Source organism: Mesorhizobium sp. WSM4312 (assembly GCF_002294875.1).
Classification (GTDB): domain Bacteria; phylum Pseudomonadota; class Alphaproteobacteria; order Rhizobiales; family Rhizobiaceae; genus Mesorhizobium.
Genome location: NZ_NSFU01000011.1, coordinates 64800 through 88564, shown reverse-complemented (window position 1 = coordinate 88564; position 23765 = coordinate 64800). Strand labels below are relative to the sequence as shown.

Here is a 23765-nt window from a genome sequence, read left to right as displayed (position 1 = left end):
CGCACGCGAACACGATCGCTTGCTTCGAATGTCGGAATTGGGTTCCAGCTCAGCGCATTTCATGGCGGCTCCCCCACTACGACCGGTATAAATTGTCGGTCAGTCGATTGGCTCAAGGAGAATTCGCATGCGCGGTCATTGCTTGTGTGGCGTCATTGCTTTCGAGGTCGATGGTCCGGCACAAGCATGCGTGAGCTGTCATTGTGAAAGTTGTCGGCGGCAATGTTCTGCGCCGATGACCACCTATATTGGCGTCTTGGACGACCAATGGCGATGGCTGGGCAAGCCACCGAAGGTCTTCAACTCTTCTCCCGGTGTGGAAAGAACATTTTGCGATCACTGTGGCTCGCCACTGTCTTTCCGCTCAAAAAACATGTCCGGCGTCATGCATTTCTTTGCCGCGGCGATGGAGGAGCCGGAAAAATTTGCACCAACGCAGCATGTCGCTTTTGAGGAGAAGCTCCCCTGGTTGAAACTCGCCGACGGCCTGCCGACGCGTTTTGGGCCTGACTATACGAAAGGCTAGATCGCCTCGCCTTTCAGCAGCCGCGGCGTGTCCGCGGACAATCCCGACGCCTGCCGGATGAAAAACTCCTTCAGGCGCGGCATGCGCTCGACGAGGCCGAGGCCGATGTCGCGGACGGTGCGCAGCGGGGTGATGTCGTTGGAAAACAGCCGGTTCAGCACATCCGTCGTGACGCCCATCTGCACCGTGTCGAAACGGCGCCATTGCTGGTAGCGTTCGAGCACGTCGAGTGCGCCGATGTCCTGGCCGAGCCGGTCGGCCTCGACGATTACCTCGGCAAGCGCTGCCACATCCTTGAAGCCGAGATTGAGGCCCTGGCCGGCGATCGGATGGATACCGTGGGCGGCGTCGCCGGCAAGGGCCACGCGCGGAGCGACGAAGGCGCGCGCGATGGTGAGACCGAGCGGCCAGGCGCGCGGCTTGTCGGCGACGCGGATCTCGCCGAGCTTCAGGCCGAAACGCTGTTCGAGCTCATGCTCGAAGACGAGATCGTCGCCCTCCACCAGCGCTTTGGCATCTTGCGCGCGTTCGACCCAGACGATCGACGAGCGGTTGGTGCCGTCTTCGTCGGGTTTCAGCGGCAGCGTGGCGAAGGGGCCGGCCGGCAAGAAGTGCTCTTCGGCACGGCCATTGTGCGGTCGTTCATGCGCCACGGTGCAGACGATGCCGGACTGGCCATAGTCCCACTTCACCGTCTTGATGCCGGCCATGTCGCGCAGCTTCGAATTGACGCCGTCGGCGGAGACCAGCAACCGTGCGGTCAGCGCGGCGCCGTCGGCCAGATGCACGGTGATGCCGGCGCCATTGGTCTCGAAACCCTGCACGGCGACACCTTCGATGATGTCGATGCCGAGCGTTTCGGCCCTGGCGCGCAAGGCGCCGTTCAGCGACTTGTTGGCGACCATATGCGCGAAGGGCTCGCCCGGCGCCACTTCGCCGCCAAAGGTCAGGAACACCGGGCGCACCGGATCGGCGCTGCGCGAATCGGTGATGATCATCTCGGTGATCGCCTGCGCCTGCGGCGCGATCTCGGCCCAGACGCCGAGCTGGTCGAGCATGCGGCAGGCGGCAGCGGCAATGGCCGAGGCGCGGCCGTCCCTTTGCCAGGCGCCGGCGGGCGCGGCATCGACCAGCGCCACGGCCAGATGCGGTCGCGCCTGCTTCAGCGAGACGGCGGTGGCCAGGCCGACATAGCCCGCGCCGGCGACGAGAACATCGAGCCCGGATCTGGTCTTGGCGTCAGCCTTGCGTTCCATTGCCTTGGCTCCTTGCGCGCCGGCCCTGGCCCGCGCCCTTGACGGCTCGTTCTTCCTGTCGGAAACCGCCATAGCAATTTTGCGGCGAGGTCACAAAACATGACGGCGGCGATCGACGAGCTTCTGAGCATTCTCGACCTCGAGAGGCTGGAACACAATCTGTATCGTGGTCGCAGCCCCCAGGTGGAGTGGCAGCGCGTGTTCGGCGGCCAGACCATCGCCCAGGCGCTGGTTGCGGCGCAGCGGACGGTGGAACCGGACCGCTTCGTGCATTCGCTGCACGGCTATTTCATGCGGCCGGGCGACATCAGGGTGCCGATCGTCTACGAGGTCGACCGCATCCGCGACGGCGGCTCCTTCACCACCCGACGCGTGCTGGCGATCCAGCACGGACAGGCGATCTTTTCGCTGGAAGCCTCGTTCCAGGTCGACGAGAAGGGGCTGGAGCACCAGTTCGCGCTGCCCGACGACGTGCCGCCGCCGGAAGGTCTGCTGACGCAGCGCCAGCTGCTCGAAAGAGCCGAACGCGTGCCGGAGGCGGTGCGCCGCTTCTGGGCGCGCGAGCGGCCGCTGGAGCTCAGGCCGGTCAATCTCCAGCACTATGAAAGCCGCGACAAGCTGCCGCCCCGGCAGAATGTCTGGATCCGCCTTGCCGGCCCGGTTCCCGACGACCGCGCGCTGCAATCGGTGCTGCTGGCCTATCTCTCCGACATGACGCTGCTGGACACCTCGACCTTCGCGCATGGGCGCGGCCTGTTCGATCCCGACATCCAGGCGGCGAGTCTCGACCATTCGATGTGGTTCCACCGGCCGCATCCGCTCGACGGCTGGCTGCTCTATGCCCAGGACAGCCCGTCGAGTTCGGGATCGCGCGGCTTCAGCCGCGGCACGCTCTATGCGCGCGACGGCACGCTGATCGCCTCGATGGCCCAGGAAGGGTTGATCCGGCTCAAGCGTTGAGCATTGCGAGTCTTGTTTGAGCAGGATCACCGGACAAACGAAAACCGTTTGTCCGAGAAAACCCGGCTCGGCTTTTCGGGATCATGCTCAAAGCCGGCAAATTAGGCAATTTCCAAAAATTGCATATTTTTTGAGCATGTGATGTGCCGCGGGCATTGGCACCTGCTGCCTCCAATCACCTCATTCCCTTTGTTTACAACAGGTTAACACCCTGCTTCGGCACTTGGCACGGAGCTTGAATCCTTGTGGGCACTCTCCGGCTCTTTGGGATCGGTGAAGTCGTGCAAACGCGGGGGACCGCAACAGCAAAGGGTGAAACCTTATGAAAATCGTGATGGCAATCATCAAGCCGTTCAAGCTGGACGAGGTACGCGAAGCGCTTACCGCCGTCGGCATCCAGGGCCTGACCGTCACCGAAGTCAAAGGCTACGGGCGTCAGAAGGGACATACGGAAATCTATCGCGGAGCGGAATACGCGGTCAGTTTCCTGCCGAAGATCAAGATCGAGGTCGCTGTCAGTGCCGACATGGTCGACAAGGCCGTCGAAGCCATCACTGCCGCGGCCAAGACCGGCCAGATCGGCGACGGCAAGATTTTCGTTTTCGGCATCGATCAGGCGGTGCGCATCCGCACCGGCGAAACAGACACCGACGCGCTCTGAGCGGCGAACACGTATTCCAATGGAGAGTTCAATGAATATTTCTTCCACCTTGAAGACGACGGGACGGGCGGCCCTTCTGGGCTCGCTTGCCCTGGCAGCATTGGGCAGCGTCGCCGCCTTTGCGCAGGAAGCCGCTCCGGCCGCTGCCGCCGCCGCGCCTGCTGCCGCGCCCACCCCGGTGCTCGACACCGGCAACACCGCCTGGATGCTGACCTCGACGGCCCTGGTGCTGATGATGACCATTCCGGGCCTGGCGCTGTTCTACGGCGGCATGGTGCGCAAGAAGAACGTGCTCGCCACCATCATGCAGAGCTTCGCCATCACCTGCCTGGTCACGGTGCTGTGGTTCATGTTCGGCTATTCGCTGGCCTTCACCACCAATGAATCCGCCAGCATGAACAGCTACATCGGCGGCTTCTCGCGATTCTTCCATCACGGCATCACCGTCTCGACGCTGTGGCTGCCGGGGGTCGCGAACATTCCTGAATTCGTCTTCTCGATGTTCCAGATGACCTTTGCCATCATCACGCCTGCCCTCATCGCCGGTGCCTTCGCCGAGCGCATGAAGTTCTCGGCGCTGCTGATCTTCATGGCGCTGTGGCTGCTGGTCGTCTATGCGCCGATCGCGCATTGGGTCTGGGGCGGCGGCTTCCTTGGCGCGGCCGGCGTGCTCGACTTCGCCGGCGGCACGGTCGTCCACATCAACGCCGGTGTCGCGGGCCTGGTCTGCGCGCTGGTCCTGGGTAAGCGCGAAGGCTACGGCACCACCAACATGGCGCCGCACAACCTGGTCTACTCGGTGATCGGCGCCTCGCTGCTGTGGGTCGGCTGGTTCGGCTTCAACGCCGGTTCGGAACTGGCGGCCGACGGCCTTGCCGGTGCCGCCATGCTCAACACCCAGGTGGCCACCGCCGCGGCGGCTCTCGCCTGGATGTTCGCCGAATGGATCGTCGCCAAGAAGCCCTCGGTGCTCGGCATCATCTCGGGTGCCGTCGCCGGTCTCGTCGCGGTGACGCCGGCTTCCGGCTTCGTCAACCCGACCGGCGCCTTCATCGTCGGCATCGTCGCCGGCGTGATCTGCTACATCTCGGCGGTCAAGGTGAAGCACATGTTCGGCTATGACGACTCGCTCGATGCCTTCGGCGTCCATGGCGTCGGCGGCGTGGTCGGTGCGTTGCTGACCGGCGTGCTCGCCGATCCGGCGATCAATGCGCTCGGCAAAGACGCTTCCATCGGCAAGCAGCTCTACGGCATCGTCTTCACCATCCTGTGGACGGCGATCGCCACCTTCGTGATCCTCTACATCGTCAAGGCGCTGGTCGGCCTGCGTCCGACGACCCAGGAAGAGGTCGAAGGCCTCGACATCTCCCAGCATGGCGAAGTGGTGCCGTAAGGCCAGCCTCGCCAATGGGGCCGGCGGATCCTCCTCCCGCCGGCCCCGTTGTCCCTCACGCAATTCCAGGGAAAACCGCAATCCGGCTTTCCCGGAGCTGCTCCAGAGATCCCGTCGTGACGCTCCCGCAAGGAGCTCACGCCTTGAGGCCCGGATTGTTTCCGGGCCTCTTTTTTTGGTAAAATGTTCTAGCTATACCCCGGTTCGCGCAATCACGTTCGCGTGATGGACCTTTGGGAAGAAACATCGACCGCATTGGTTCCGAACTGTGGGGGCGATCGTCGTTCTGACGCTCGTGCAAAAAACAGGGAGGAACTTTCTCATGAACCTCAAGAATATCTGCCTTGGAGCGCTCGCTCTTTCCATGGTCGGTGGCATGGCATTTGCCGGTGCTCTGGATGAACCGGACAACATGGCACCGTTCTTCACCGATTCCAGCATGAAGACCATGAAGCCCGAGGCGGATTTCAAAGCAGCCTGGGCCTCGACGGCCAAGGACAAGCAGGACCAGATGATGAAGGAGTGCCAGGACGCAGCGATGAGCAAGCCTCACGCCGAATTCTGTGCCAACCTGATGATGTATGCCGGTCACAAGTGATCGCGCGGGATCGGGCAGAGGCCGATCTTTTTGTTGCCGAGCGAAACGATGGCGGGTCTACGTGCCCGCCATCGCTTCGTTTGCAAGTGCACTTTGGCGGAGACCGCGGGCGTTCCCGGTGCCTTCCGGTGACGGCGTCTATCCGCCGATCCCATCGTCCATCATGGTGTTTGTCAGCGCCTCATAGGCGCTGCTGCAGGCTTGGGAATGGGGGCAATTGCGGACAATCAACGTCGGCGCCACCGTCAGCATGGCCGCCATCAGAATTTGCAGGCCGAGACCCAGCAGCCCAAATCCCTTGCCGAAGAGGCCCCTGCACAGAAAATACAGGCCCTGTATCAGGCAGGCGGAGGCGAGCACGTGCAGGAGTGGGCCCGTCGTTCTGGCAAAGGGCGTCACGTGACCATCCGGGAAGCCCACCATCCCGAGCTCGACAAACCAGAGCACAGCAAGCAGGAGACTAAGCCCTGCCCAGGCCAGAGCTGCCACGCGCAGGACGATGGATTGCATGCCTCTATCCATTTTGGTGGTCGCACGGCAACGTTGCACGCTCCGTCCGCTACCGCTTCAACCTGAAGTGACGGGGTTTGATGATCTCAAACTTCTTATAGTTAATGCGCCCTTAACCTTCCCACCGATAGTCTGGCATCCGAATCTGCCGGAGTGCGTCATGCGCTCTGGCCAGGCAATCACTGACGGGGAAGAGCATGCGTTCAGGGGCTTCAGCACCGCTCGCGATGACCGATACGGGGCACGGCATCCAGGCTTTCGCGCGGCGCCAGGTCGGCCGGCTGGTCGGCGCCGGCATGTTTGCGGCTGTAGCCTTCGGGGTTGCCAGCCTCGCCACCTGGAACGTTGCCGATCCAAGCTTCTCGCACGCCACCAACAACACCGTCACCAACGCCATGGGCTATGCCGGTGCGGTTTTCTCCGATCTCGCCATGCAGTTCTTCGGCCTTGCCGCGGTTGCCGCGCTGGTTCCGGCTGTCATCTGGGGGTATCTGCTGTTTTCGGCGCGCGGCGTCGACAGACTGCCCAAGCGCGGTTTGTTCTGGTTCGGCTTCGCGCTGCTTGCCGCCGCGATCGCCGGCTGCATCGTTCCGCCCAAGACCTGGCCGCTGCCCACCGGCCTCGGCGGCGTGTTCGGCGACATGGTGCTCAAGATTCCCGGCATGCTGATCGGCGGCTACCCGACCGGGCTGATCGCCAGCGTGCTCGCCGTGCTGCTGGCCGGGCCGGCGCTCTGGCTGTTCGCCTATGGCTCGGCGCTGATCGGGCGCAAGAACGGCTTCGCCGTGATGGAAGAGCCGGCGACCGCGGACGCGCGCGAGGACGATCTTCTGTTCGACAATGAAGAGGATGAGGGCGACGAGGGCATATTGGCGCTCGGCGCCATCACCCATTGGTGGCTGTCGCTGCGCGCGTGGATGCATCGCCGCGCGGTGCGCCGCAGGCAGGAACGCGACGAATACGAGCCGGAGATGGAGCCGCGCCCCAGCGCCTGGCGGCGCGCCGCCGAGCGTGTCGAATCGGCCGAATTCGCCGAGCAACGGATGAGCCCGGACGGCCGCGCCCGCGTCGAGCCGGAATTCTTCGCCGCCATGGTCAATGACCGCAGCGTATCCGTCGATCCGGACGATGACGACATCTTCGACCGCGACGACATGGATTTCGACGAGGAGCCCGTCACCCAGCGCCGGGCGGCGCCAACGGCCAAGGTGCAGCAGTTCCGTTCGGATGCCGCCACCCGCGTCGAGGCGCCGGCGCCGCGCCCGGCGCCGGGCGCGCGCGTCCAGCGCGAGGCGCAGACCTCACTGATCGGCTCGGACAGGTTCGAAATGCCGTCGCTGCATTTCCTGTCCGAACCGAAGAACGTCGCGCGCGACCCAAGCCTGTCGAAGGACGCGCTGGAACAGAATGCGCGGCTGCTTGAAGGCGTGCTGGAGGACTTCGGCGTCAAGGGCGAGATCATCGCCGTGCGCCCGGGTCCCGTCGTCACCCTCTATGAGCTGGAACCCGCGCCCGGCATCAAATCGTCGCGGGTCATCGGCCTTTCCGACGACATCGCCCGCTCGATGAGCGCGATCGCCTGCCGCGTCGCCGTGGTGCCCGGCCGCAACGCCATCGGCATCGAACTGCCGAACGCCAAGCGCGAGACGGTGTATCTGCGCGAGATCATGGCCAGCCGCGATTTCGAGACGACCAAGGCAAAGCTGGCGCTGGCGCTGGGCAAGACCATCAACGGCGAGGCCGTCATCGTCGACATCGCCAAGATGCCGCACGTGCTGGTCGCCGGCACCACCGGCTCGGGCAAGTCGGTCGCCATCAACACCATGATCCTGTCGCTGCTCTACCGGCTGACGCCGCAGGAATGCCGGCTGATCATGATCGATCCGAAGATGCTGGAACTCTCCGTCTATGACGGCATCCCGCATCTGCTGACGCCGGTCGTCACCGATCCGAAGAAGGCGGTAGTGGCGCTGAAATGGACCGTGCGCGAGATGGAGGACCGCTACCGCAAGATGTCCAAGGTCGGCGTGCGCAACATCGACGGTTTCAACGCACGCGTCCAGCTGGCGGAGAAAAAGGGCGAAAAAATCTCGCGCACCGTGCAGACCGGCTTCGACCGCCAGACCGGCGAGGCGATCTACGAGACCGAGGACCTCGATCTTGAGCCGATGCCCTATATCGTCGTCATCATCGACGAAATGGCCGACCTGATGATGGTCGCCGGCAAGGACATCGAGGGCGCGGTGCAGCGCCTGGCGCAGATGGCGCGTGCCGCCGGCATCCATGTCATCATGGCGACGCAGCGTCCCTCGGTCGACGTCATCACCGGCACCATCAAGGCCAACTTCCCGACCCGCATCTCCTTCCAGGTGACGTCGAAGATCGACAGCCGCACCATTCTTGGCGAGCAGGGCGCCGAGCAGCTGCTCGGCATGGGCGACATGCTCTACATGGCCGGCGGCGGCCGCATCCAGCGCGTGCACGGTCCCTTCGTCTCCGACGATGAGGTCGAAAAGATCGTCGGACACCTGAAGCTGCAGGGTGTGCCCGAATATCTCGACGCCATCACCGAGGATGACGACGAGGATGACGACGAACCGTCCGGCAAAGGCGGCGGCTCCGGCGGCGGTAGCGGCGGCAATTTCGAGGATTCCGACGATCCCTACGACCAGGCGGTGGCCGTGGTGCTGCGCGACGGCAAGGCGTCGACCAGCTACATCCAGCGCCGGCTCGGCATCGGCTACAACCGCGCCGCCTCGATCATCGAGAAGATGGAGAAGGAAGGCATTGTCGGCCCGGCCAACCATGCGGGAAAACGCGAAATCCTGGTGCCGACCGAGGACGACAAGTTCTGATGGCGGGGCGTTCACGGCAACCTTGAACGCTCTGGCGCGTTCAAGCGAACAAGCAGCGTTCGCCCCGCCAAACTTCAGCCCAACTGGGGGTTCAGGACAGCGACAGGTACAGGAATCACCACGAGAGTGACCGACATGAAAAACGATCTTTCCAAGCTCAGCGATTTTGCCCCGACCCGCCGCCAGCTCCTCGGCCTCGGCCTTGTCGCTGCCGGTGCAGCCGCCTTCAACGTGGTGCCCGGGTTCGAGCTTCTGGCCTCGGCGCAGGCGGCCGTGCCGGCCGCCGCGCAGAAGATCGCCGACCATTTCTCCTCGGTCAAATCGATGAGCGGCGAATTCGTGCAGTTCGGCCCCAAAGGCGAGCAGACCGGCGGCAAATTCTTCCTCGAGCGGCCGGGCAAAATCCGCTTCAACTATGACGGGGCGTCGAATTTCAAGGTGATTTCCGACGGCAAGTCGGTGGTCATCCTCAACAAGAAGATGAACACATCGGACCTTTATCCGTTGTCGAAGACGCCGCTGAAGCTGCTGCTCGATGACCGGATCGACCTCTCCGGCGACCGCGTCAAAAGCGTCAAGGAAGAAGACGACCTCACCACCATCCAGCTTTCCGACAAGTCGGTGTTCGGCAATGCGCGCATCACCATGATGTTCGATCCGAAAACCTATGATCTGCGCCAGTGGACGATCACCGACGCGCAAGGCAAGGACACGACGGTGATGATCTTCAACACCAAGGAAGGCGTCAGCTTCGCGCCCGACACCTTTGCCATCGACTATACGGCGAACCGCGAGCTGAATACGAAGACGCGCTGATCGCTGACTTGTTAGCCTCCCAGGGGCTCCGCGACGGCGCTGCGCGCCTGCTTCGCCCAGGGAAGGAAGTTGGGGGCTTTGACCGATCCCGAAGGGTTCGCAGCAAGCCCGGCTTGTCTTTGCGGCGCGCGGCTGGCAGTTTCCGGACCGACTCCCTCAAAAGGCGTCTTCCCCGTCAGGGCCGATCGATCCTGGCTGGCTGCACGCTGTCCGGATTGCCAAATGCCCTTTTCCATCGCCACCTGGAACATCAACTCCGTGCGCCTGCGCATGCCGATCGTGGAGCGCCTGCTCGATGAATACGCGCCCGATGTGCTGTGTCTGCAGGAGACCAAGGTTCCGGACGAGCTGTTCCCGGAAAAGGCATTCCGCAGGCTCGGCTACCAGCACATCGCCTTTCATGGCCAGAAGGGCTATCACGGCGTCGCCACGGTGGCGCGGCGGCCGATCGCGGTGGTCGAAAAGCGCCGCTTCTGCGAGATCGAGGACAGCCGGCATCTGTCGGTGTCGGTGCGCGCCGGCGGCAAGACGATCCTGCTGCACAATTTCTACGTTCCGGCGGGCGGCGACGAGCCCGATCCCGAAATCAACAGGAAATTCAAGCACAAGCTCGACTTTGTCGCCGAGATGAACGCCATTCGCGCCGAGCATACAGAGGTGTCCGCCTCGGTGCTGGTCGGCGACCTCAACATCGCGCCACTCGAGCACGACGTTTGGTCGCACAAGCAATTGCTCAATGTGGTCAGCCATACGCCGGTCGAGACCGAAAACTTCGAGGCGATGCGGCTCGCCGGCAATTGGGTCGACCTGATGCGGCACAACGTGCCATTCGACCAGAAGCTCTACACCTGGTGGAGCTATCGCGCGCAGGACTGGGAAGCATCGAACCGGGGCCGGCGGCTCGACCATGTCTGGTCGTCGCCCAACCTGGTGCCTGATTTCGCCGGCTACGAAATCCTGCGGGCGGCGCGCGGCTGGGAGCGGCCGTCGGACCATGTGCCGGTTATCGCGCGGTTCAACCTGGATTAGGTGTGCCGAAGCTCCCGCCTAATGTAGTTCCTGGCTGCAACCGACGATCGCTCTCACCTCCCCGAAAACCGTGGCGCCAGTTCCTCGATGCGGCGGATCATGTCCTGGAATTCCTCGGAGATGCGCTGGTGCAGCTTCACCGCCACTTCCGGATATTCCTCCAGGATGCGGCGGAACATCTTGCGGCTGAGCCGGATCACTTCCGAGTCGATTTCGGCCGACGCGCTGGTCAGCCGGTTGGTGTCGGCGATCAACGCCAGCTCGCTGAGCATGGTGCCGGGGCCGGCGGTGCCGATCGGGATGCGTTCGCCACTCTGCTCGCGATAGAGCACGATGCGTCCGCTGACCACGACATAGGCCGTATCGGCCTCGTCGTCCTCGCGGTAGAGCTTGTGGTTGGCCTGCAGCAGGGTGGTCTCGGCGCCGAAGGCGAGCAGGCGCAGCTGTTCCTGCGTGAAACCCTGGAAGAGCCTCACGGCGGACAGGATGCGGATGTCGTCATCCAACGCCATCTCTAGCTGCGTCCCCGAACGGTCAGTCCAATCCCTCCTTCACGAGTCGATCCTTAATCCCCTCCAACAGGATCGCACCCGAAAGCGGTCCCGCCCAGACCGCCTATTGGATAATGAAATGTTTAAGGAACCAGCTTGTAGCCACCGCTTTCTGTCACAAGAATTTCCGCATTGGAAGGATCGCGCTCGATCTTCTGGCGCAGCCGGTAGACATGGGTTTCCAGCGTGTGCGTGGTGACGCCGGAATTGTAGCCCCAGACTTCCTCCAGCAGCACGTCGCGCGTCACCACCTTTTGGTCGGCGCGGTAGAGATATTTGATGATCGAGGCTTCCTTCTCCGTCAGCCGCACCTTGCCGCCACGCGGGTCGATGAGCAGCTTCTGGCTGGGTTTGAAAGTGTAGGGGCCGACCGAGAAGGTCGCGTCCTCGCTCTGCTCGTGCTGGCGCAGCTGGGCACGGATGCGCGCCAGCAGCACCGCGAAGCGGAACGGCTTCGTCACATAGTCGTTGGCGCCGGCCTCGAGACCCAGAATCGTGTCCGAATCGGTGTCGTGGCCGGTCAGCATGATGATGGGCGCCTTGTAGCCGCCCTTGCGCAGGATTTTGACGGCCTCGCGGCCGTCCATGTCGGGCAGGCCGACATCCATGATGAGCAGGTCGATGAGGCCGCCGCGTGCCGCCGTGACGCCTTTTGCCGCAGTCGCTTCCTGCAACACGTCGAATTCCTCGTAGAGGGCGAGTTGCTCGACCAGTGTGCCGCGCAGGTCGTCGTCGTCGTCGACGATTAGGATGGTGCGTGAAGTCATGGATCAATCCGTTGTTTTGAAAATGAAATTCAGTTGACCGCTGCGTATTTATGCGGAAGCTGGCCGACACAACAGCCGATCACAGTGATTTGTTCCGTGGCACGATCATACAAGAAAAAACGCGATCGCAATGCAGCCGGCGCAATTTTGCCGAAACGGCTGCGTGTGCTGACCGTGCGGGCAAGGCCCGGCCACCCCAGCCAGGGCCTGCTGCAGGTCGGAAAAACAGTGTTTGCCTGCGCGCTGGGGCGTGGCGGCATCTCGGCCGACAAGCGCGAGGGCGATGGCGCCACGCCGCTCGGCTCGATGCGGATCCTGTCGGGTTATTTCCGGGGAGATGAGTTTGCCGGTGGCCGCCGGACGCGGCTGGCAATGACGCCGATCGGGCCCGATCTCGGCTGGTGCGAGGTATCTGACGACCGCAACTACAACAGGCCGGTCAAGATCCCCTATGGCGCCAGCCACGAGCGCATGCGGCGCGACGACCGGCTCTACGACGCCTGCCTGGTGCTCGACTGGAACATCGCGCCGCGCCGCCGCGGGCGCGGCAGCGCCATCTTCTTTCACCTGGCGCGGCCAGATTTCACGCCGACGCAAGGTTGCGTGGCGGTGACCGCGCGCACGATGGCCCGGCTGCTGCCGCTGCTGTCGGATAGGACGATGGTGAGGGTGGTGCGGTAGGGAATGGGCAGTAGGCATCTCTTTCTACGCCTATTCCCTACCGCCTACTGCCCAATCCCTTTTCTATCGCTTCTGCCAACCCGTGCCCAGCAGTCCGATTTCGCGAAGCTCACGGTCCATCGCCCTGGCAATGTCGCGGCGTTCGCCGCCGATATCGCGCAGTTCACGGTCGGAGAGGTCGTCGACCGATTCCAAGGGAAGCCTGGCGGCGACGTTGGCCTGGCGCAGCCAGTCGAACGTGGCGCGCAGCCACTGCGTGAGAGATGATTTCTGGGTGGTGTGGGACTTCAGAGCGATGTCGGTCATGGCTTTATCCGGTTTCTCCGGATATCAAATCCGGTTTGAAGGTATCTCGATGTCGAGATCATGCTGGATTGAAAAACAAACGGGAAACGAGTAGTTCTTTTCAGATTATCAAGTTTTATTTGGAGATCAGATGTCTCGCCTCCTGCCCGGAACGCGCGCGCTGAGGACCTTCGAGGCGGCGGCGCGTCACCTCAATTTCACCCGCGCCGCCGACGAGCTTGGGCTGACGCCGGCCGCGGTCAGCCACCAGGTCAAGGAAATCGAGGATCAACTCGACCTGGTGCTGTTCACGCGCACCAGCCGCACCATGCGGCTGACGGAAGCTGGAAACGTGCTTCACGAAGCGTCGATCGATGCGCTCGACCTGCTCAACCGGGCGGTGTCGCGCGCCCGCAAGATGACGCGCGGCACGTCGCTCTTGAAAGTGACGCTCGACGCCCAGTTTGCGACGAAATGGCTGATGCGGCGCATCGACGATTTCCGCCGCCAGCGGCCAGGCATCGAGTTGCGTTTCGACATCTCCTACGATGTCAGGGACTTCGAGCGCGACGACGTCGATATCGGCATCCGGTTCGGCACCGGCAGATATGCCGGGCTTTGCGCGCACCGGCTGTTCGACAACATCATCATCCCGGTGTGCAGCCCGGCGCTGCTGGCTTCCGGGCCGCCGCTCAACGAACCGCGCGATCTCTTCCAGCACACGCTCGCGCATATCGATTGGTCGCGGCAAGGTGTCACCTGGCCGAACTGGAGCATGTGGATGCAGGCGGCCGGCGTCGACGATTTCGACGACAGCCGCACCCTCGTCTTCGGCTCCTCGACCGATGCCACGCAGGCGGCCCTCGACGGCAATGCCGTGGCGCTGGCCGACTTCGCCATGGTCGCCAACGACCTGTCGCAAGGGCGTCTCGTGCGCCCCTTCGAGCTCGGCATCAAGGTCGCGCCGGACTTCGCCTATTTCCTGGTTTATCCGGAAGCCGTGAAGGACGACGCCCGCATCGCGGCGTTTCGTGAGTGGCTGCTGGAGGAAGCGGCAAAGACGCACGGCACGGAGAAGGTGTAGGCCGCTGCCGGGCCTGTCCTTCGGTCACGACCGGGCGCTATGGCCGAAGATCATGCGCGTGTACTTCTTCCAGTTCCATTTCACGCTTTTGTAAAGACGCGGGTATCTTTTCGCCGAAATGGACGTCTGAAACGCCCCGTTTTCGCTGCCCTGTTCGACAATGGGCCGTTCGAACCAAAGCATTTCAACCCCGAGCCTCTCGTCCATCTGCTCAATCTGGTGATCGATCGCCGTCGATATCTTGTTTTGCGCGATCCAGGCGCAACGGGCCTCGGCAACCGGGCGGGTAATAAGGTAGGAATCGGTGCATCTGGCATGCAGTGCCGGATAAAGCTTCTGGCCCTTCCGCAATTTCCAGCCCGGCGTGTAGTAGTTGCTGCCATTGCCGAGATAGATGACGGCCTTGCGGCTGGGGCTGCCGAGTTCGGAAAGCCCCTGCCGGAACTTGGCGACGAAGTCGCGGGCGAGGAAGACGTCGTCCTCGAACACGAGGCAATAGGGAAGGTCGGTCTCGAGGAAGTCGCGCCAGATGCCGACATGCTTCAGCGCCAGCGAGACGGTCGCCGGATGGGTAAGGGCTGGCGCGACCAGCTCGTTTCGGATTTCCGGCGTGATGTCTGCCTGGTCCCAGTCCGTGTAAAAATAGACCGGCACGCCGCGCCGCTCGAATTCGCGGACAATGTGCCGGCGCCGGTCGTCATAGCCCTGCTTGACGTGGCAGATCCGGCTGAACACCTGGTCGCGTGGAAAGCCGGACTCGTCCGCCATCGTCAACGCGCCGCCTTAGCTTGCCGCGGCGCCGAACCAGCCGATCACCGCGCCGACGATCAACAGGACGCCCAGCCAGTGACCACCGTCGATGAGGGTCAGGTCCCAGCCGAAATTTTCGTAGCGATGGTTGACCGACAGCGTCGTGGCGATGAACCCCAGCCAAAGCACGAAGCCGAAGACAAGTCCGGCGAGCAATGTCGGTTCACCGCCCGTCATCGCGGCGACGATCAGGGCCATGATGTAGGCCATGACCAGTTCGGCGACGAAGCTGATGACGAAAGGCAGGGGCGATTTCTTCATCGTCGCCGGATCGAGCTTGGCGGCCTTCAGCCACGGCTTGCTCAACGCCATGTACCAGGCGGCGCCGAACAGCCAGGCCAAGACGGCGGCGGCAATGACCGCCAGCCAGTTCACTGCTGAAAAATCCATGAGCTTCCCCCTCCAGATGCAGGCCATGCGACATGCACGCATTCTGTATCAGGCGCTTCGGCGATGGCGTCAAGCAAAGCGCCAGACGGTGGTGCGCTTGACCAGGGAATCCTCCAGCGCCCGCGTGACCTCCACCTCATAGACCGCAAGCGGCTCCAGCCCCGATTTCGGCAGATACGACCGGCCGGGATCGCCGACGAAGATCTCGGCTCCGCGCGCCTTGAGTGTCGCGAACCACGGCATCAGGCGGTCGGCGAAGGATTTGTCGTAGAAAACGTCGCCGGCCAGCACCACGTCCCAGCCCGCGTCGGTGCCGATGCAATCCGTGCCGAGGTAGCCGATCCCGACGCCATTGGCCTCGCTGTTGAGGCGGATCGCCGTGGCGCAAAACGGGTCGATGTCGGCTGCGATAACTGCGGCAGCGTCCGCCTTGGCGGCGGCGATGGCGACAAGGCCGGAGCCTGAGGCGAAGTCGAGCACGCGCTTGCCTCGCACCGTGTCGGGATTGTCCAGGACATAGCGGGCAAGGCCCTGTCCGCCGGCCCAGGCAAAGGCCCAGAAGGGCGGCGGCAGGCCGATCTCGACCAGTTCGTCCTCGGTGCGCTGCCACAGATCGTGCGCTTCATCGGCGAGACGCAGCAGAATCTCGGGCACATGCGGCGGCGCCATCAGCGCCGTGTTGTCGAGGATGAATTGCTTCGCGCTGTGCGGGGTGAGCGCCGTCACGGAGCGGGCGTCAGGCCGCCCATGCGGCAGACTTCCTTCCATTCGGCCGGAGTCACCGGCTGCACGGAAAGCCGGCCGAGCCGCACCAGCGCCATTTCGGCGAGCTTCGGATTGGCTTTCACCTGTTCCAGCGTCGGCGGGTTCGGCACATCGCGAACCGCGCGGATGTCCACGCATTCCCAGCGCGGATCATCCGAAGTGGTGTCGGGGTGGGCCAGCGCGCAGACTTCGGCGATGCCGACGATGTTGAGCCCCTCATTGGAATGGTAGAAGAAGCCGAGATCGCCGATCTGCATGGCCTTCATGTTGTTGCGGGCGGCGTAGTTGCGCACGCCGTCCCATTGCGTGCCGGCCTTGCCCTTGGCCTTCAACGCCTCGAAAGAGAAAACCGAGGGTTCGGATTTGAACAGCCAGTAGTTCATGTTTCTCCTCCGTGCGATCGAGGTGCGGGCAACCGGAATTAACTAGCCGCCGGCTTGTTGAACGTCCAGTTCCACTGGCGAATTTCGACGCTTTCGAACAGGCCCGCCTTGGCATAGGGGTCGGCGGCCGACAAGGCCTGCGCCGCGGCCAGATCCGGCGCCTCGACGACCACGAGACTGCCATTGGGCTTGCCGTCGGCATCGAGGAACGGACCGGCGAAGGCCAGTCTCTTGTCCGCATTCAGCCCTTCGAGAAAAGCGACATGCTCGGGCCGCGTGTCGAGGCGCACCTGCAGGCTCGCGGGCTTGTCCTTGCAAACCAAAGCGAACAGCATGGTCTTTCTCCTGGGTTCTTCTGGATCAGAGTCGTGGGGATCAATCGTTGGTTTCGGTCTTCAGCGGCCGGGTCATCAGGGCCGTCACCGCCTGGCCGATGGTGATGGTGCCGTCCAGTATGGCCGCCACGGCGGTTATGATCGGCGCGTCGATGCCGCGCTCGGTGGCGATGCGGGCGGCGATCGCCGCCGTCGGCACGCCCTCGGCCAGCGCCAGTCCGGCAAGCGCCTTGCCTTGCCCGAGCGCCAGCCCGTAGGCGAAGTTGCGCGATTGCGCCGACGAGCAGGTCAGCAGCAGGTCGCCAAGGCCGGAAAGCCCCATCAAGGTCTCGGGCCTGGCGCCGAAGGCGGCACCGATGCGGCGCAGTTCGACGAAGCCGCGCGTCACCATGGCGGCCTGGGCGCTGGCGCCAAGCCCGGCGCCGGTGATGGCGCCCGCGGCGATGGCAAAGACATTCTTCAAGGCGCCGCCGATCTCGACGCCGATCAGGTCGTCGCTCGAGTAGCAGCGCAGGTTTTCGGCGGAAAAGCGGGCGGCAAGGTCAGCCGCCAGCGCCTCGTCGCGGGCGGCGACCACGACCGCTGTCGGCAGGCCGCGGGCGACATCGGTGGCGAAGCTCGGGCCCGACAGCGCGGCGACCGGATTTCGCGGCAGGATTTCGTCGACAATTGCCGACAGCAAGGCGCCGGTGTCGCGCTCGATGCCCTTGGCGCAGAGCACAAGCGGGATGCCGCCCGGCATATGGTCCTTCGCGGCCGCCAGCGTCGCCCGCAGCGACTGCGCCGGCGTTACCGCCAGCACGCAATGGGCCCCCGAGAGCGCCGCCGCAATGTCTGTTGTCGCTTCGATGCCGGGCGCAATGGCGATGCCGGGCAGATAGCGTGGATTCTGGCCTTGGCCGATCGCGGCCACGGTTTGCGGATCGCGCGCGAACAGCCGCACCTTATGGCCGGCGCGCAGCATGGCCAGCGCCAGCGCCGTGCCCCAGGCGCCGCCGCCCAGCACGGCGACCCGCCAGCCGCCTTTACCGGGATTGCCGACGTCTTGGCCGCTCACCGCTTCACCCGTCATGCCTTGGCTCCGCGCCGGCCGGAACCGACCATCGGCGCCGAGATGCTGTCCAGCGGCCAGCGCGAGCGCGGCACGAAATCGAAGCCGTTCTCCTGCGCCATGCCTTCGCGCAGCCGTTCGATGCCGGCCCAGGCGATCATCGCGGCATTGTCGGTACACAGTTTCAGCGGCGGCGCGACGAAGGTGAACCCGGCCTCGGCGCACAGCCGTTCCAGCGTTGCCTTGATGGTGCGGTTGGCGGCGACGCCGCCGGCAACCACCAGCGCCGGGTTTTTCGTGCCGGGAAATGTCTGGCCGAATCGCGCCAGCGCGCGCGAAACGCGGTCAGCCAGCGCATCGGCGACCGCCGCCTGGAACGAGGCGCAGATGTCGGCGACGTCCTGGTCGCTCAGCGGCTCGATCGCGGTCGCCGCCTGGCGCACAGCGGTCTTCAGGCCCGAGAAGGAGAAGTCGGGCTGCGCCGAACCCTTCATCGGACGGGGGAAGGCAAAGCGCGAGGCGTCACCCGATAGAGCCGCCGTCTCGACATTCGGTCCGCCGGGATAGGGCAGGCCAAGCATCTTGGCGGTCTTGTCGAAGGCTTCGCCGAGCGCGTCGTCGATGGTGGTGGCCCAGCGCTGATAGTCGCCGACGCCGCGCACCGCCAGGATTTGCGTGTGGCCGCCGGAGACCAGCAGCAGCAGATAGGGGAATTCGAGCCCGTCGGTCAGTCGCGCCGTCAAGGCGTGGCCTTCGAGGTGGTTGACGGCGATCAACGGCTTGCCGGCGGCGGCGGCGATCGCCTTGGCCGTCATCAGCCCGACGATCAGGCCGCCGACCAGGCCGGGGCCGGCGGTGGCGGCGATGGCATCGATATCGGCTAGGGTCGTGCCCGAATCGGCCAGCGCGGCCTCGACGATGCCGTCCAGCGCCTCGACATGGGCGCGGGCGGCGATCTCGGGTACGACACCGCCGAAGGCGGCATGTTCCTCGATCTGGGAAAGCACGATATTGGACAGGATTTTCGGCGCGGCAGCGCCCTCCAGCGCCACCACGCTGGCGGCGGTTTCGTCGCAACTCGTCTCAATGCCCAGAACGCGGATCAATTCGTCGCTATCCCAAGAGATTGTGCAGCCAAGCGTTCCCCTTTAGGGAGAATGCCGGGAACGCAAAGCCAGCCGGGGGGTTATCACGGACCGCGCGCCATGCAAACAATCTTGAAAATCGGAACACGCGGCAGCCCGCTGGCGCTGGCCCAGGCGCATGAAACACAGGCGCGGCTGATGGCCGCGCATGGCCTGCCGGCGGAAGCCTTCGAGGTCGTCATCATCTCGACCAGCGGCGACCGCATCCAGGACAGGCCGCTGTCGGAAGCCGGCGGCAAGGGGCTGTTCACCAAGGAAATCGAGGAGGCGCTGCTCGCCGGTGCGATCGACATCGCCGTGCATTCGTCGAAAGACATGCCGACACGATTGCCGGACGGTCTGGAACTCAGCGCATTCCTGCCGCGTGAGGACGCGCGCGACGCCTTTGTCGGTAGGGCGGCAAAGACCATCGCCGAGCTGCCGCGCGGCGCCAAGGTCGGCTCGTCGTCGCTCAGGCGGCAGGCGCTGATCCGCCGCATGCGGCCGGATCTCGAGGTGGTGATGTTCCGCGGCAATGTGCAGACGCGACTGCGCAAGCTCGACGAAGGGATCGCCGCCGGCACCATCCTCGCCTATGCCGGGCTGAAGCGGCTGGGCCTGGAGCATGTCGCCACCGACTTGATGCCGCTCGACATTTTTCCGCCCGCACCCGGCCAGGGCGCGATCGGCATCGAGGCGCGCATCGGCGATCGCGCTGTCGAAAAAATGCTGGTCGCCATCCATGATGTGCCGACGGGGCAGGCTCTGGCTTGCGAACGCGCCTTCCTGGCGGCGCTCGACGGCTCCTGCCGCACGCCGATCGCCGGCCATGCGACGATCGAGGCCGGAAATCTTTCTTTCGCCGGCCTGATCATCTCACCCGACGGCACGCAGTCGCATACGGTCGAATTGCAGGGACCGGCGCAGGATGCCGCGCGCATCGGCGATGAGGCCGCGCGGACGGTGCGGGCCAGGGCCGGCGAAAAGTTCTTCGACGGCTGGCTCTGAAGATGCTTCGCGTCCTGGTGACCAGACCGGAACCGGGCGCATCGCGCACGGCGCGGCGGCTTCAGGACACGGGATTCCAGCCGGTCGTTCTGCCGCTGACCGAAACAGTGGCTCTGCCTGTCGATGCGGGGCTCGTCACCGGCGATGCCGTCGCGGTTGCCGTTACCAGCGCCAATGCCGTGCGCCATGCCCCGAACGAGGTCATCGCGGCGCTTGCCGCCCTGCCTTGCCATGCCGTGGGCGCCAGGACCGCCGAAGCGGCGCGCAAGATGGGGTTTTCTTCCATCATTGAAGGGTCAGGCGATGCCGAGGCGCTGGCCGACGCAATGGCGGCGGCTTTTCCCGGCAAGACAGTCACCTATCTCTGCGGACGCGTGCGGTTTCCCGTGTTTGAACAACGGCTGGAGGCGGCTGGAGTCCGGCTCCGCGCCGTGGAGACGTATGACACGCTCCCGGTGCCGTATTCCGACGAGACCATCCTTGCGCTGCTGTCGGGCCAGCCGGTCGATGCGGTGCTGCTCTATTCGGCCAAGGCGGCCGCCGCAATGCAGGCCTTGACCAAGCGGCCGGCTCTGCAAGAGGCCTTTCAAAAAACGCGGTTTATCGCGCTCTCCGCACGCATCGCCGACGCTTTCGACGATGGCGCCGGCAAAGCGATCCGCGTTGCCGCACAGCCCGATGAGGAGGCGCTGCTGGCGCTTTTGCGGGTGCTGCCCTGAGCCGCGTCATCACACCGCCCCTTTTCACCGCTTGGTGATGTGCTAGACCCTTTCTGAACCATCACGCGCCGGCAGGCGTTGAGAGGAAGCGAATTTTGCGGAGCCCAGGCATGGTCAAGACGCCGAAGATGCGACACTCGAAAAGCCGCCGCGAGCCGGTGACCATCGATCTCGAGCCCGGTGCCGTTTCCCGCATCGTCGAGGAGGGTGCCGCCAAGGCAGCGGCCGAGACAGACGAGGCGAAGGCTGAAGAAGCCGCCAATGCCTCGCAGCCGGAGGCTCCCGAAGAGCCGGTGCATGCCGACCAGACCGATCTCGAACCCTGGGAGCATGCCGACGGCGTGGGGCAGGCCGGAACCGAGCCGCCCGCGGAGGCCAAGGCTGTTGAGCCGGAGATGCCCTATCCCGGTTCGGATGCGCCAGCCGACCGCACTGCCGCCTCCGACTACAATTTCGAGGATGCGTCGGCGAAGCGCACCGACGACGGCAAGGCAAAAACCCAGACGCGGGACGAAAAGATGGCGCCGGCCGCGGCAAAGCGTGGCGGCCTGAACGGCATCGCTGCCGGGATTATCGGTGGCGTCATCGCGCTCGCCGGCGCCGGCGGCCTGCAATTTGCCGGCCTGCTTGGCGCGCCGGGTTCCGGCGCCGGCGTCTCGCTCGACGGCGTCAATGGCGAGATCGCTTCGCTGAAAACCGAGATTGCCGGGCTGAAGGACGGCGGCGGCAACAACGACGCAGCGGCCAAGGTGGTCGGACTTTCCTCGGGACTGGAGCAGGTAAAAGCCGATGTCGCGGCGCTGAAATCGGCGGTCGAACAAGGCGGCGCGGGCGACAATGCCGGGCTTGCAGCCCTTGGCGACAAGGTCAAGCAGATCGAAACCGCGGTCGCCGCCCTCGGCAAGGCCGGCAGCGCGGAGCCGGTCGATCTCGGCCCGCTCAACGAAAAACTCGCCGGTCTCGACGCGCTGGTGAAATCGACAGGCGAAGCGGCGAAGGCCCAGGACAGCCGGCTCGCCGCGCTGGAACAGTCGGTGTCGCAGCTTTCCGGCAAGGTCGAGGCGGCGGCAGGACAGCCGAAGATCGCGCTCGCCATTGCCGCGTCGGCCTTGAAGTCGGCGCTCGAACGCGGTGCGCCGTTCTCGGCTGAACTCGATACGCTCGCGGCGATTTCGCCCAACGCGCCTGAGCTCGCGACCTTGCGGCCCTATGCCGAAAAAGGCGTGCCCACCCGCACCGAGATCGCCGCGCAGATGGATGCCGCCGCCAATGCCATGGTCGCCGCCGCTACGCCGGTCGACCAGAATGCCGGCTTCCTGCAGAACCTGATGGCGAGCGCCGAATCGCTGGTCAAGGTGCGGCCGATCGGCGCCGTCGAGGGTCCCGGCGCGCCGGAAACCGTGGCGCGCATGGAAGTCGCCGTCACGCAGGGCGACTATGCCAAGGCGCTCGGCGAGTACAATTCGCTGCCTGAGGCCGTGAAGGCCGCCGGCGCCGACTTTGCCGGCAAACTGAAGGCGCGCATCGAGGTCGAAACCCAGGTCGACGCGCTGATCTCCGGCGCGATGAAGGCATGAGGGCAAAACGATGATCCGCCTGCTCGCCTTCCTCATCGTCGTCTTCGCGCTCGGGCTCGGCTTTGCCTGGCTGGCCGACCGGCCGGGCGACATGGTCGTCACCTTCAACGGCTATCAGTACCAGGTCAGCCTGATGGTGGCGGCGGTGGCCATCGTCGCCGTGGTCGCCGCCGTGATGATCCTGTGGTGGCTGGTCAGGTCGCTGTGGAACAGCCCCTATACCATCTCGCGCTATTTCCGCGTGCGCCGCCGCGACCGCGGTTATCAGGCGCTGTCGACCGGCATGATCGCGGCCGGCGCCGGCGACGGCGCGCTGGCCCGCAAGAAGACCAAGGAAGCGGCCAAGCTGATCCGTTCCGATCAGGAACCGCTGATCCATCTGCTCGAGGCGCAGGCCTCGCTGCTCGAAGGCGACCATGAAGGGGCGCGCCAGAAGTTCGAAAGCATGCTCGACGATCCCGAAATGCGGCTGCTCGGCCTGCGCGGGCTTTATCTCGAAGCCGAACGGCTGGGTGACCGCAATGCCGCCCGCCACTATGCCGGCCGCGCTGCCGCCGTTGCGCCGCAGCTGGCCTGGGCGGCCGAATCGACACTGGAGGAATTGACCGCGCGCGGCGATTGGGACGGCGCCTTGAAACTGGTCGACGCGCAGAAGGCGACGCGGCAGATCGAGCGCGACGCCGCCAACCGCCGTCGCGCCGTGCTGTTGACCGCCAAGGCGCAGTCGCTTGCGGACAGCGATCCCAATGCGGCAAGAAGCGCGGCGCTAGAGGCCAACAAGCTGCAGCCGGATTTCGCCCCTGCCGCGGTTGCCGCCGCCGCAGCGCTGTTCAGGCAGAACGATGTGCGCAAGGGTTCGAAAATCCTGGAGACCGCCTGGAGGGCCGAGCCGCATCCCGAGATTGCCGAGCTCTACACCCATGCCAGGCCGGGTGACGCCGTGCTCGACCGTCTCAACCGGGCGAAGAAGCTGCAGGAGATGAAGAAGAACCACGCCGAATCGTCGATGACCGTGGCGCGTGCCGCGCTCGACGCACAGGATTTCGCCACCGCTCGCAGCGAGGCCGAGGCGGCGATCCGGATGGACCGCCGCGAAGGCGCCTATCTGCTGCTGGCCGACATCGAGGAGGCCGAGACGGGCGACCAGGGCAAGGTGCGGCAGCTGCTCTCCAAGGCGGTACGAGCGCCACGCGATCCGGCCTGGGTCGCTGATGGCGTCGTTTCGGAACGCTGGGTGCCGGTATCGCCAGTTACCGGACGGCTCGACGCCTTCGAGTGGCGCGCGCCGATGGAGCGGCTTGGCCAGTTGATCGACGGCCGCGACGATGCGCCTGAGGCCACCGTGCCGGTGATCGAGGCGCTGGCGAAGCCGGCCAGTGAAAAGCCGGTCGAAGCGATCGAGCCTGCCACGGCGGGCAGCGAGACAACGGGCAAGGGAACCGATAGAAGCGAAGACCAGGTCACGCCGGTCACGGCGGCTGCGTTCGCGGCGGTGCCGGCCGATGCCGAGGCCGTCGAGCCGGCTGAAGAATTGGCGCGGCTGCCGGATGATCCGGGCGTCGATCCGGACGAGGAAGCGGAAAAATCGCCGCGCCGCTTCCGGCTGTTTTGATCTTGGCCTTCGGGTGTTT

26 protein-coding genes are annotated in these 23765 nt (G+C 64.7%); 14 read left to right on the top strand and 12 right to left on the bottom strand.

Going from position 1 to position 23765, the window contains the following annotated elements:
* Positions 1-127: 127 nt before the first annotated feature.
* On the top strand, positions 128-526 hold the full coding sequence (locus CK228_RS19710; protein ID WP_095788910.1) for a GFA family protein: 399 nt from the start codon (positions 128-130) through the stop codon (positions 524-526).
* On the opposite strand, the gene CK228_RS19705 is transcribed toward CK228_RS19710, so the two are convergent.
* On the bottom strand, positions 523-1782 hold the full coding sequence (locus CK228_RS19705) for a ubiquinone biosynthesis hydroxylase (RefSeq protein ID WP_095789039.1): 1260 nt from the start codon (positions 1780-1782) through the stop codon (positions 523-525). The genes CK228_RS19710 and CK228_RS19705 overlap by 4 nt on opposite strands.
* Positions 1783-1881: 99 nt before the next feature.
* Here CK228_RS19705 and tesB point away from each other — a divergent pair, with 99 nt between their 5' ends.
* From tesB to CK228_RS19685, 4 genes are all read left to right on the top strand, one after another.
* Entirely contained in the window at positions 1882-2742 is an 861-nt protein-coding gene (tesB, locus tag CK228_RS19700; protein WP_095774767.1) for an acyl-CoA thioesterase II, read from the top strand.
* Positions 2743-3064: 322 nt separating this feature from the next.
* Positions 3065-3403: a P-II family nitrogen regulator gene (locus tag CK228_RS19695; protein ID WP_013528889.1), complete on the top strand. Its 339-nt coding sequence runs from the start codon at positions 3065-3067 to the stop codon at positions 3401-3403.
* A gap of 31 nt (positions 3404-3434) precedes the next feature.
* Positions 3435-4796, top strand: a complete 1362-nt coding sequence (locus CK228_RS19690; protein WP_095774766.1) for an ammonium transporter — start codon at positions 3435-3437, stop codon at positions 4794-4796.
* Between the two features lie 322 nt (positions 4797-5118).
* A complete protein-coding gene (locus CK228_RS19685) occupies positions 5119-5394 on the top strand; it encodes a hypothetical protein (protein WP_095774765.1) in 276 nt (91 codons plus the stop codon).
* Between the two features lie 138 nt (positions 5395-5532).
* Here CK228_RS19685 and CK228_RS19680 read toward each other — a convergent pair whose 3' ends face one another.
* Positions 5533-5904, bottom strand: a complete 372-nt coding sequence (locus tag CK228_RS19680; RefSeq protein WP_095774764.1) for a hypothetical protein — start codon at positions 5902-5904, stop codon at positions 5533-5535.
* A gap of 197 nt (positions 5905-6101) precedes the next feature.
* On the opposite strand from CK228_RS19680, the gene CK228_RS19675 reads away from it, so the two are divergent.
* The 3 genes from CK228_RS19675 (at position 6102) to CK228_RS19665 (ending at position 10604) form a co-directional block, all read left to right on the top strand.
* A complete protein-coding gene (locus tag CK228_RS19675) occupies positions 6102-8759 on the top strand; it encodes a DNA translocase FtsK (RefSeq protein WP_095774763.1) in 2658 nt (885 codons plus the stop codon).
* 135 nt (positions 8760-8894) lie between these two features.
* Positions 8895-9575: an outer membrane lipoprotein carrier protein LolA gene (locus CK228_RS19670; protein WP_095774762.1), complete on the top strand. Its 681-nt coding sequence runs from the start codon at positions 8895-8897 to the stop codon at positions 9573-9575.
* Between the two features lie 222 nt (positions 9576-9797).
* Entirely contained in the window at positions 9798-10604 is an 807-nt protein-coding gene (locus CK228_RS19665; protein WP_095774761.1) for an exodeoxyribonuclease III, read from the top strand.
* Between the two features lie 53 nt (positions 10605-10657).
* Here the strand turns inward: CK228_RS19665 and CK228_RS19660 are convergent, their stop codons facing one another.
* Both CK228_RS19660 and CK228_RS19655 read right to left on the bottom strand, forming a co-directional pair.
* Positions 10658-11116: a cyclic nucleotide-binding domain-containing protein gene (locus tag CK228_RS19660; protein WP_095774760.1), complete on the bottom strand. Its 459-nt coding sequence runs from the start codon at positions 11114-11116 to the stop codon at positions 10658-10660.
* A gap of 122 nt (positions 11117-11238) precedes the next feature.
* Positions 11239-11922 (bottom strand): response regulator transcription factor, encoded by a 684-nt coding sequence (locus CK228_RS19655; RefSeq protein WP_010912284.1) that lies wholly within the window; start codon positions 11920-11922, stop codon positions 11239-11241.
* Between the two features lie 144 nt (positions 11923-12066).
* On the opposite strand from CK228_RS19655, the gene CK228_RS19650 reads away from it, so the two are divergent.
* Positions 12067-12603 (top strand): L,D-transpeptidase, encoded by a 537-nt coding sequence (locus CK228_RS19650; protein ID WP_179295986.1) that lies wholly within the window; start codon positions 12067-12069, stop codon positions 12601-12603.
* Between the two features lie 63 nt (positions 12604-12666).
* Here CK228_RS19650 and CK228_RS19645 read toward each other — a convergent pair whose 3' ends face one another.
* Complete coding sequence (locus tag CK228_RS19645; protein WP_095774758.1) at positions 12667-12909, bottom strand: hypothetical protein; 243 nt, start codon at positions 12907-12909, stop codon at positions 12667-12669.
* A gap of 130 nt (positions 12910-13039) precedes the next feature.
* Between CK228_RS19645 and gcvA the strand changes: the two genes are divergently transcribed.
* Entirely contained in the window at positions 13040-13972 is a 933-nt protein-coding gene (gene gcvA, locus CK228_RS19640) for a transcriptional regulator GcvA (RefSeq protein WP_095774757.1), read from the top strand.
* A 24-nt stretch (positions 13973-13996) separates the two neighbouring features.
* Here the strand turns inward: gcvA and CK228_RS19635 are convergent, their stop codons facing one another.
* From CK228_RS19635 to tsaD, 7 genes are all read right to left on the bottom strand, one after another.
* A complete protein-coding gene (locus CK228_RS19635; RefSeq protein ID WP_095774756.1) occupies positions 13997-14740 on the bottom strand; it encodes a glycosyltransferase family 25 protein in 744 nt (247 codons plus the stop codon).
* Positions 14741-14755: 15 nt separating this feature from the next.
* Complete coding sequence (locus CK228_RS19630; protein WP_095774755.1) at positions 14756-15172, bottom strand: DUF1761 domain-containing protein; 417 nt, start codon at positions 15170-15172, stop codon at positions 14756-14758.
* A 69-nt stretch (positions 15173-15241) separates the two neighbouring features.
* Positions 15242-15940 carry a methyltransferase gene (locus CK228_RS19625; protein WP_179295978.1) on the bottom strand — a complete coding sequence of 233 codons (699 nt, stop codon included), beginning with the start codon at positions 15938-15940 and terminating at the stop codon, positions 15242-15244.
* The gene (locus CK228_RS19620) at positions 15895-16320 is read right to left on the bottom strand and encodes an EVE domain-containing protein (protein WP_019861976.1); all 426 of its coding nucleotides are present in this window, start codon (positions 16318-16320) and stop codon (positions 15895-15897) included. The genes CK228_RS19625 and CK228_RS19620 overlap by 46 nt, the downstream gene beginning before the upstream one ends.
* A 38-nt stretch (positions 16321-16358) precedes the next feature.
* Positions 16359-16655, bottom strand: coding sequence for a YciI-like protein (locus CK228_RS19615; RefSeq protein WP_095788908.1), 297 nt, complete (start codon positions 16653-16655; stop codon positions 16359-16361).
* Between the two features lie 40 nt (positions 16656-16695).
* Entirely contained in the window at positions 16696-17727 is a 1032-nt protein-coding gene (locus CK228_RS19610; RefSeq protein ID WP_095788907.1) for an NAD(P)H-dependent glycerol-3-phosphate dehydrogenase, read from the bottom strand.
* A complete protein-coding gene (gene tsaD, locus CK228_RS19605; protein WP_179295985.1) occupies positions 17724-18809 on the bottom strand; it encodes a tRNA (adenosine(37)-N6)-threonylcarbamoyltransferase complex transferase subunit TsaD in 1086 nt (361 codons plus the stop codon). Before tsaD ends, CK228_RS19610 begins: the two co-directional genes overlap by 4 nt.
* A 102-nt stretch (positions 18810-18911) precedes the next feature.
* Between tsaD and hemC the strand changes: the two genes are divergently transcribed.
* The 4 genes from hemC to CK228_RS19585 all read left to right on the top strand — a co-directional run bounded on the left by hemC (position 18912) and on the right by CK228_RS19585 (position 23746).
* Positions 18912-19838: a hydroxymethylbilane synthase gene (hemC, locus tag CK228_RS19600; RefSeq protein ID WP_095788905.1), complete on the top strand. Its 927-nt coding sequence runs from the start codon at positions 18912-18914 to the stop codon at positions 19836-19838.
* 2 nt (positions 19839-19840) lie between these two features.
* Complete coding sequence (locus tag CK228_RS19595; protein WP_095788904.1) at positions 19841-20557, top strand: uroporphyrinogen-III synthase; 717 nt, start codon at positions 19841-19843, stop codon at positions 20555-20557.
* Positions 20558-20667: 110 nt separating this feature from the next.
* Positions 20668-22134, top strand: a complete 1467-nt coding sequence (locus CK228_RS19590; protein ID WP_095788903.1) for a COG4223 family protein — start codon at positions 20668-20670, stop codon at positions 22132-22134.
* A gap of 10 nt (positions 22135-22144) precedes the next feature.
* On the top strand, positions 22145-23746 hold the full coding sequence (locus CK228_RS19585) for a heme biosynthesis protein HemY (RefSeq protein ID WP_095774747.1): 1602 nt from the start codon (positions 22145-22147) through the stop codon (positions 23744-23746).
* The last annotated feature ends 19 nt before the right edge of the window (positions 23747-23765 follow it).

What these genes read in the sequence shown, in the direction of transcription:
- CK228_RS19710 (WP_095788910.1), top strand. Translation starts at nt 128, where the DNA reads ATGCGCGGTCATTGCTTGTGTGGCGTCATTGCTTTCGAGGTCGATGGT.
- CK228_RS19705 (WP_095789039.1), bottom strand. Translation starts at nt 1,782, where the DNA reads ATGGAACGCAAGGCTGACGCCAAGACCAGATCCGGGCTCGATGTTCTC.
- tesB (WP_095774767.1), top strand. Translation starts at nt 1,882, where the DNA reads ATGACGGCGGCGATCGACGAGCTTCTGAGCATTCTCGACCTCGAGAGG.
- CK228_RS19695 (WP_013528889.1), top strand. Translation starts at nt 3,065, where the DNA reads ATGAAAATCGTGATGGCAATCATCAAGCCGTTCAAGCTGGACGAGGTA.
- CK228_RS19690 (WP_095774766.1), top strand. Translation starts at nt 3,435, where the DNA reads ATGAATATTTCTTCCACCTTGAAGACGACGGGACGGGCGGCCCTTCTG.
- CK228_RS19685 (WP_095774765.1), top strand. Translation starts at nt 5,119, where the DNA reads ATGAACCTCAAGAATATCTGCCTTGGAGCGCTCGCTCTTTCCATGGTC.
- CK228_RS19680 (WP_095774764.1), bottom strand. Translation starts at nt 5,904, where the DNA reads ATGCAATCCATCGTCCTGCGCGTGGCAGCTCTGGCCTGGGCAGGGCTT.
- CK228_RS19675 (WP_095774763.1), top strand. Translation starts at nt 6,102, where the DNA reads ATGCGTTCAGGGGCTTCAGCACCGCTCGCGATGACCGATACGGGGCAC.
- CK228_RS19670 (WP_095774762.1), top strand. Translation starts at nt 8,895, where the DNA reads ATGAAAAACGATCTTTCCAAGCTCAGCGATTTTGCCCCGACCCGCCGC.
- CK228_RS19665 (WP_095774761.1), top strand. Translation starts at nt 9,798, where the DNA reads ATGCCCTTTTCCATCGCCACCTGGAACATCAACTCCGTGCGCCTGCGC.
- CK228_RS19660 (WP_095774760.1), bottom strand. Translation starts at nt 11,116, where the DNA reads ATGGCGTTGGATGACGACATCCGCATCCTGTCCGCCGTGAGGCTCTTC.
- CK228_RS19655 (WP_010912284.1), bottom strand. Translation starts at nt 11,922, where the DNA reads ATGACTTCACGCACCATCCTAATCGTCGACGACGACGACGACCTGCGC.
- CK228_RS19645 (WP_095774758.1), bottom strand. Translation starts at nt 12,909, where the DNA reads ATGACCGACATCGCTCTGAAGTCCCACACCACCCAGAAATCATCTCTC.
- gcvA (WP_095774757.1), top strand. Translation starts at nt 13,040, where the DNA reads ATGTCTCGCCTCCTGCCCGGAACGCGCGCGCTGAGGACCTTCGAGGCG.
- CK228_RS19635 (WP_095774756.1), bottom strand. Translation starts at nt 14,740, where the DNA reads ATGGCGGACGAGTCCGGCTTTCCACGCGACCAGGTGTTCAGCCGGATC.
- CK228_RS19630 (WP_095774755.1), bottom strand. Translation starts at nt 15,172, where the DNA reads ATGGATTTTTCAGCAGTGAACTGGCTGGCGGTCATTGCCGCCGCCGTC.
- CK228_RS19625 (WP_179295978.1), bottom strand. Translation starts at nt 15,940, where the DNA reads ATGGAAGGAAGTCTGCCGCATGGGCGGCCTGACGCCCGCTCCGTGACG.
- CK228_RS19620 (WP_019861976.1), bottom strand. Translation starts at nt 16,320, where the DNA reads ATGAACTACTGGCTGTTCAAATCCGAACCCTCGGTTTTCTCTTTCGAG.
- CK228_RS19615 (WP_095788908.1), bottom strand. Translation starts at nt 16,655, where the DNA reads ATGCTGTTCGCTTTGGTTTGCAAGGACAAGCCCGCGAGCCTGCAGGTG.
- CK228_RS19610 (WP_095788907.1), bottom strand. Translation starts at nt 17,727, where the DNA reads ATGACGGGTGAAGCGGTGAGCGGCCAAGACGTCGGCAATCCCGGTAAA.
- hemC (WP_095788905.1), top strand. Translation starts at nt 18,912, where the DNA reads ATGCAAACAATCTTGAAAATCGGAACACGCGGCAGCCCGCTGGCGCTG.
- CK228_RS19595 (WP_095788904.1), top strand. Translation starts at nt 19,841, where the DNA reads ATGCTTCGCGTCCTGGTGACCAGACCGGAACCGGGCGCATCGCGCACG.
- CK228_RS19590 (WP_095788903.1), top strand. Translation starts at nt 20,668, where the DNA reads ATGGTCAAGACGCCGAAGATGCGACACTCGAAAAGCCGCCGCGAGCCG.
- CK228_RS19585 (WP_095774747.1), top strand. Translation starts at nt 22,145, where the DNA reads ATGATCCGCCTGCTCGCCTTCCTCATCGTCGTCTTCGCGCTCGGGCTC.